The 6,944-nt window shown below is 41.6% G+C and carries 9 protein-coding genes; 2 read left to right on the top strand and 7 right to left on the bottom strand.

From position 1 onward, the window contains the following. Window positions 1-113: 113 nt before the first annotated feature. The 7 genes from NGR58_RS09670 to NGR58_RS09640 form a co-directional block, all read right to left on the bottom strand. The gene (locus NGR58_RS09670) at window positions 114-1,187 is read right to left on the bottom strand and encodes an amidohydrolase family protein (protein WP_258089297.1); all 1,074 of its coding nucleotides are present in this window, start codon (window positions 1,185-1,187) and stop codon (window positions 114-116) included. 180 nt (window positions 1,188-1,367) lie between these two features. Next, window positions 1,368-1,760, bottom strand: a complete 393-nt coding sequence (gene rpsI / locus NGR58_RS09665; protein ID WP_075270259.1) for a 30S ribosomal protein S9 — start codon at window positions 1,758-1,760, stop codon at window positions 1,368-1,370. A gap of 26 nt (window positions 1,761-1,786) precedes the next feature. Beyond that, window positions 1,787-2,230, bottom strand: coding sequence for a 50S ribosomal protein L13 (rplM, locus tag NGR58_RS09660; RefSeq protein WP_075270260.1), 444 nt, complete (start codon window positions 2,228-2,230; stop codon window positions 1,787-1,789). Between the two features lie 157 nt (window positions 2,231-2,387). Beyond that, the gene (gene truA, locus NGR58_RS09655; RefSeq protein WP_075270261.1) at window positions 2,388-3,137 is read right to left on the bottom strand and encodes a tRNA pseudouridine(38-40) synthase TruA; all 750 of its coding nucleotides are present in this window, start codon (window positions 3,135-3,137) and stop codon (window positions 2,388-2,390) included. A gap of 14 nt (window positions 3,138-3,151) precedes the next feature. Then, window positions 3,152-3,955 carry an energy-coupling factor transporter transmembrane component T family protein gene (locus NGR58_RS09650; RefSeq protein ID WP_258089296.1) on the bottom strand — a complete coding sequence of 268 codons (804 nt, stop codon included), beginning with the start codon at window positions 3,953-3,955 and terminating at the stop codon, window positions 3,152-3,154. Next, window positions 3,948-4,814 carry an energy-coupling factor transporter ATPase gene (locus tag NGR58_RS09645; protein ID WP_258089295.1) on the bottom strand — a complete coding sequence of 289 codons (867 nt, stop codon included), beginning with the start codon at window positions 4,812-4,814 and terminating at the stop codon, window positions 3,948-3,950. Before NGR58_RS09645 ends, NGR58_RS09650 begins: the two co-directional genes overlap by 8 nt. Beyond that, window positions 4,790-5,632, bottom strand: coding sequence for an energy-coupling factor ABC transporter ATP-binding protein (locus NGR58_RS09640; protein ID WP_258089294.1), 843 nt, complete (start codon window positions 5,630-5,632; stop codon window positions 4,790-4,792). The genes NGR58_RS09645 and NGR58_RS09640 overlap by 25 nt, the downstream gene beginning before the upstream one ends. Before the next feature lie 387 nt (window positions 5,633-6,019). On the opposite strand from NGR58_RS09640, the gene NGR58_RS09635 reads away from it, so the two are divergent. Both NGR58_RS09635 and NGR58_RS09630 read left to right on the top strand, forming a co-directional pair. Beyond that, on the top strand, window positions 6,020-6,619 hold the full coding sequence (locus NGR58_RS09635) for a TrmH family RNA methyltransferase (RefSeq protein ID WP_258089293.1): 600 nt from the start codon (window positions 6,020-6,022) through the stop codon (window positions 6,617-6,619). A 128-nt stretch (window positions 6,620-6,747) separates the two neighbouring features. Then, window positions 6,748-6,944, top strand: a 197-nt coding sequence (locus NGR58_RS09630; RefSeq protein WP_258089292.1) for a hypothetical protein, incomplete at its 3' end; no start/stop codon positions are given.

The raw sequence follows: 6,944 nt of genomic DNA, 5'->3' as shown, positions 1-6,944 counted from the left end.
GGTTGATGATGTTTTGTTTGAATTCTTTGTCGTAACGAGTTGGCATGTAAAAATTCCTTCCTTTTGAGAGGCGATTTATTCATTATACGCTCTCTTAAAAGTTGTCTCAGGAATCAGCTTACATCCACTTTACCATCAGTAACTAATCCTAATAACTGGGTTAATCCAACTTGATCATCTACCGAGAATATTTCACCTAACCGGGCAAGTTTATCTTGAACTGAACCAGTTCCATAAGGTGACCAGCTATCATTAACGTTATCGTTACCGACATGAACCTGAACACCTGCATGAATCAACTCCATAATAGGCGGAATCGTCCCTGCATCTAATGGCACACTCGTCACGATATGAATTTGCAATGCAGCTAGTTGATCAAAAACAGATTGTCGCTCTTCGCCCACAAAATCATTCAAACCAAAGGCATGACTAATAAACACCTTATCCTGTAAATGATAATGTTCAGTAAGTCGAATAATTTCCTTGATGGTTTTGGTACCGGCCTCATTACGGTCATGCACGTGAGTATCAACCCCTGCATGATATTTATCAGCCAATTTAAAAGTCTGTCCCAATGATTTTTTATAATCCTGATCTAGCCCATATGGATCGACCCCACCAATGAAATCAGCGCCTGATTGTAGGGCCTCTGCGACTAAATTATACGACTGACTACGTAGCAGTCCGTGTTGTGGAAACGCAACAATTTCTATTTTTATGTCACTGTTCTCCGCCACTTTCTTAATCACTTCGAAGTGTCGTAAATCAGTCATTGGTTCAATATCAACATGTGATCTAATTGTTGTGACACCATGTTGCTTTTCCAGGTCGACCAACTTTTCAGCACGTTCTTGCATACTAGAAGATAGGTGATTGATATCTGGAATTTCTTGTTCAAAACGTTCCACAATATTTTTCACAGGTCTAATTGGCGTCCATGGTTCACCGATCTTTAATTTATCTAAATGAACATGTTTGTCTGTCAAACTTGGCAACATCAACAAGCCATCCCCCGAGTACGTTGCTTGCATATTGTTTTTAACAAATTCATCTTGTGAGATAATTGCTGCAATTTTACCTGCAACAACATGAACCGCAACTAAATCAGTTTTTGAACCGTTAACCCAATCATTATCATAAGTATAACTATTTTCTATTCTGACATTATCAATCCAATAATATGTCATATATTCCTCCCCAAAAATCAATTGCATTATCCTCTTATGGTTCATGGTAACATGTTTATCAAATTGCCAATATAGCGCTAAAAATTTAGACACAAAAAAACTCCCAAGTTGGATAGACCAACTTGGGAGTCATTTTTGTATTCGGATCTTTGACAATCCCACAAAGTGTAATAGCAAATATTAACGCTTTGAGAATTGTGAAGCCTTACGAGCTTTCTTAAGACCTGGCTTCTTACGTTCCTTCTTACGAGGGTCACGAGTAAGTAGACCGGCCTTCTTCAATGAAGCGCGGAAGTCAGGATCAACAGTCAATAGGGCACGGGCGATACCGTGACGAATTGCACCAGCTTGACCTGAGAAACCACCACCATCAACGTTTACCAAAACATCGTAGTTTCCTAGAGTTTCTGTAACGTTGAAGGGTTGCACCATAACCTCACGCAAATTAGCGAAAGGAATGTATTGTTCTGATGAAAGACCATTGATCGTGATTGCACCGTTACCAGGTACCAAACGTACGCGGGCAACAGAGTTCTTACGACGGCCAGTTCCAGAGTATTGTACTTGAGCCATGATTAAACTATTCTCCTTTCGTTAAATTAAATAAGGTTGGTGATATCCAACACTTCAGGGTTTTGAGCTGCGTGTGTGTGCTCTGAACCAGCAAACACGTGTAGCTTCAAAGCTTGTTGGTGACCAAGAGTACCCTTTGGCAACATACCTTGAACTGAAAGTTCGATCAAACGTTGTGGGTTCTTCTCGCGCAAGTCACCTGCTTGACGCATCTTCAAACCACCTGGGTGATTTGAGTGGTGGTAATAAATCTTGTTAGAAGCCTTCTTACCAGTCAAAGCGACTTTACCAGCATTGATAACGATAACGTTATCACCAGTATCAATGTTTGGTGTGTAAGTTGGCTTGTTCTTACCACGTAAGATAGATGCTACGACAGTTGACAAACGTCCCAATGCAATATCAGTTGCATCAACGACGTACCACTTGCGATCGATCTCACCTGGCTTTGCCATATAAGTTGTACGCATGGAAAATTTCCTCCAGTTTTCTGTTTGTTTACTTTACCAATAATTAAAAAGTCGTACCAGGACATTCCCATTTGTGGTTGGTAAACAATACCGAGTTCTATATTATCCTGTTTTAAGGGAATAGTCAATGAAATGTCCTTGGTAACTGCTTAATTTTTTAATATTTAACATCCATTAAATATAATCCTTGTGCCGGTGCCGTAAATTGCGCTTGTTGTCGGTCTTTGACTTCAAATAAACGCTTGATATCATCGACTGGTCGCACACCATTACCGATTTCTAATAGGACCCCAACCATGATGCGAATTTGGTTATACAAAAAGCCATTACCAGAGAATTCAAACCAAATCTCTTCTTCTTCTGGCTTATACCACATTTTCGCAGAATAGACCGTCCGCACAGTTGTTTTTTGTTGATAACCAGAAGCCACAAAACTCAACCAGTCATGTTCACCAACATAATCACCGATTGCTTGTTGCATTAATTCTGGATTTAAGCGCCGGTGCCAATGCCCCGTATAATTACGCTTAAAGGGGTCAATATATTCACTAGTTGAAAAGCGATAAAAATAGGTTTTATCGTGGGCATTAAATTGCGCATGAAAGTCATCACTAACCTTCTCTACCTTTTTAATCCCAATATCATAGGGCAGCATCGTTGATAAGCCCTTACGAACTGCATCAGCTGGAATATCAAATGGCAAATCAAAATGAGCGACTTGTCCCTTAGCGTGAACACGGGCGTCGGTACGACCAGAACCTTGTACGCGAATATGCTCCGCTGGGTTCTTCGCCATTTTGTTGACCACTAATTCCATTTCGGCTTGCACCGTTCGTTTATTCGGTTGTACTTGCCAGCCAAAAAAATCAGTCCCATCATAAGCAATGGTTGCTTTATAACGTGGCATGTTTTAAATCCTTTCTACATTATCCAACGCGTTGCAATCAAGGCAACCGTGAAGATAACAAATCCAATAATTGCGATTGTGTCTCGCGTATGCCAAGTTAAGACACGATACTTAGTCCGTTGATCACCACCACGGTAACCACGTGCTTCCATCGCATCCCCCAACTCAATGGCTCGTTTAATGGCATTCACAAATAATGGAATCAATAATGGCACAAATGACTTGATACGCGCCATTAAACTACCTTCATTAAAGCGCACACCACGTGCTCGTTGGGCGTTCATAATACTTTGGGCTTCATCCATTAATGTTGGCACAAAACGCAACGCAATCGACAACATCAAAGCCAATTCAGAAACAGGCAAGCCGAACTTCTTAAATGGCTTTAATAAACTCTCCATCCCATCAGCAACGGCTAATGGTTGTGTGGTCAACGTTAAAATCGTTGAGAACATGATAATCAACATAAAGCGAACAAACACAATCACACTATTAATAACCCCATCCGTGGTAATTTTAATAAAGGCCCAATGGACCAAGACATCCCCAGTTTGCACAAAGAATAGCTGCAATAGGGTTGTGATCAACATCAATAACACTAATGGACGTAAACCACGTAAAAATACGCCGACACCGAGACCAGTCATCATAATGGCTAACAACGTGAAAGCACCCGCTAATGCGTAACCAATCACGTTATTCGCAAAGAAAACCACAAAGATGAAGGCAATACTTAAGACTAATTTTGTGCGAGCATCTAAACGATGAATCCACGAATCACCAGGCATATACCGCCCAATAATCATATTACTAAACATGATCCACCTCCCCATTTAAACGGGCAGCTAATTGATCAGCCAATTGATCAATATCTAACACATTATGTAGTTGAATCCCCTTTTCAGCTAAAGCGTCCGCAAATTGCTTTGCTGCTGGCACGTCTAATTGCTTCTCATGCAGCCATTCCTCATCCGCAAAAATCGTCGCTGGTGCACCTGACTTAACCACTGTCCCATGTTCAAATACCACGACATGATCTGCATATTGGGCAACGTACTCCATTTGGTGTGTAATCAATACCACCGTGATTTGGCGTTCTTTCTGCAAATCAGTAAACAAGGTCATTAATTCACGTTGGCCTTGTGGATCAAGACCAGCTGTTGGTTCATCCAAAATCAATAAATCGGGTGCCATAGCAATAACACCCGCAATTGCGACACGTCGCATTTGACCACCCGACAATTCAAATGGTGAACGTTCATACAAGTCAGGTGAAATAGCAACCTTTTTTAAGGCCGCTTCAGCCGCTGCTTGCGCATCCTCTTCTGAAGCGCCAAAGTTTTTAGGACCAAACATGACATCTTTTAGAACGGTTTGTTCAAAGAGTTGTGCCTCAGGGAACTGAAAAACCAGGCCAATGTGCGCACGCATTTCGTTGAGTTCTTTTAATTTCGTTTCAGCAGTCACCACTTGATTACCCATCGTCACTTTACCAGTCGTTGGCAAAACCAGCCCATCAAGGTGCTGGACCATCGTTGATTTACCAGAACCTGTATGCCCAATCACAGCAGTGAATTTACCTTCAGGAATTTCAAATGACACATCATGTAAACCCGGTGTAGCAAACGGCGTATTGGGTTGATACGTAAACCCTACTTGGTCGAAATTGATTGCCATAACCATGTCACCAGCCCTTCCGTAGTCAAATATTCATTAGGGACTTCAATGCCCCGTAGTCGTAATTGTTCCTTCAATTGCTCAGCAAATGGCACTGCTAACCCAAAGCGACGTAATTGATCCGCATTCGCAAAAACTTCTGCTGGTAACCCGGTCTCAACAAGTTCACCATCATTGATCACCATAACGCGATCAGCGCTGGCGGCTTCATCGATATCATGGGTAATCGAAATAACCGTTAAGTCATCCCCCATGTGAGCTTTCAATTCATGTACCAAGGCAATCATTTCGCGGCGACCAGTTGGGTCTAACATAGCGGTTGCTTCGTCTAAAATCAGGATCTTAGGTTGCAAGGCTAATACCGATGCGATAGCCACGCGTTGCTTTTGGCCACCTGATAGACGCGCTGGCTCACGATCAGCGAACGGCATCATTTGTACTTCTTCTAGCGCTGCATCCACGCGCGTAATCATCTCATCTCGTGGGACACCGCGATTTTCCATTCCGAAGGCTACATCATCCGCAACCGTGGCACCAACAAACTGGTTATCAGGATTTTGGAAAACCATTCCAACCATGTCACGAATTGTCCACATATTTTCTTCAGTGGCAACGACATCATTGACGGTGATTTCACCCTCATCAGGTGCTAATAGATAATTTAATAATTTTGCAAAAGTTGATTTACCGGATCCATTATGACCGATAATTGCGACCCATTCGCCCTTGTTGATTGTTAATGACAAGTCACGTAAGGCAGGGACGTCACTGTTTGGATATGCGTAAGTCACATGCGACAACGATATAATTGGCGTCATGTTCGCGCCTCCTTCTTATTTTCTCAATACCTTTAATCATACCAAATTAATAGTCAATATGCTTTGAATTGTTCAATTTCATCATATTTTATCAGTCACTAACTTGTTTGACACGTCGCACGCCCCCGGCTAGAATTAAACTATTATTTTATCGTTTAATGAGAGCGAGACAAAAGTTGTTTTGAAGCCGGTGTGTAACGTCATTTGCACTATTTTTGGCCGTAGCGAAGCGCAGGACAGGAATGGTGCAAATGATGTTACATTGAGGCTTCAGACTTTTGGAACGCGTTTATGCTATTAAAATCACAGACCTATAATTAATATATTTTTAGCACAGAAAAGGTTGGACCGTTTTCTTTTGCCCCAACTTATAATAAGGAGACTACTATGTCAGATATTGATTTAACGCGTTCGGCTGATTATCGAAACGTCACCGACTTTTATAAGGGTAAGACGGATGATGAGATTCGTGCATCATTAGATATGCATCGTGGTGAAATGATTTCCATCATGCAAAACCTCAGCCATGATTTTAACAAGGCATCAGCCGTTCGTAATAGTAATGCCTTTGGTATGCGCAAATTAATTTTTTTGAATCCAGAAAACCCCGCAATTCCTGATGCAACCGAAGGCATCAAAAAATGGGACCGCCGTGGTTCATTAGGCACACAAAACTATGAACACATTGAACATCACCGTATTACTGACTATCCAACGATCTTTGCACAACTACATGAAGCTGGTTACACGATCTATGCTGTGGATAACACGCCTGGTTATGACCCTCAGTCATTATATGACATGCAATTTCCAGCTAAATCTGCTTTCTTATTTGGTGAAGAAAAATTAGGCTTGGCTGATGACTTAATCGCTGCTGCCGATGCCATGGTTTATATTCCACAATACGGGAGTGTCCGTTCGATTAATGTTGGCGTTGCACACGGGGTCATCGCTGCCTTCTACGCATCACAACACCAACCAAAGTAAGAGCGTGACAAAAGTTGTTTTGAAGCCGGTTGTAACGATGATTGTGTTATTTTGGCTCGTAGCAAAGCGGAGAGACGGAATTGCACAATTGTCGTTACATTAAGGCTTCAGACTTTTGAAGCGCGTTTATGAGCGCGACAAAAATCGCTTCGAAACACATTTGTATTTTAAACACAAAAAAGGTTGGGAAATTTATTTTTCCTGAACTGAACCCCGTAAGTTGGAGTAATTTCCAAAACTTACGGGGTTTTACTATGTTTTCAAAAGAAGTACAAATTGAAGCTGTCACAATGTATCTACAAGGTATTCCGCCTTATAAAATACG

It is taken from the genome of Weissella fangxianensis, assembly GCF_024718545.1.
GTDB classification, from domain to species: domain Bacteria; phylum Bacillota; class Bacilli; order Lactobacillales; family Lactobacillaceae; genus Weissella; species Weissella fangxianensis.
This window is presented reverse-complemented; position numbering and strand designations above follow the sequence as displayed.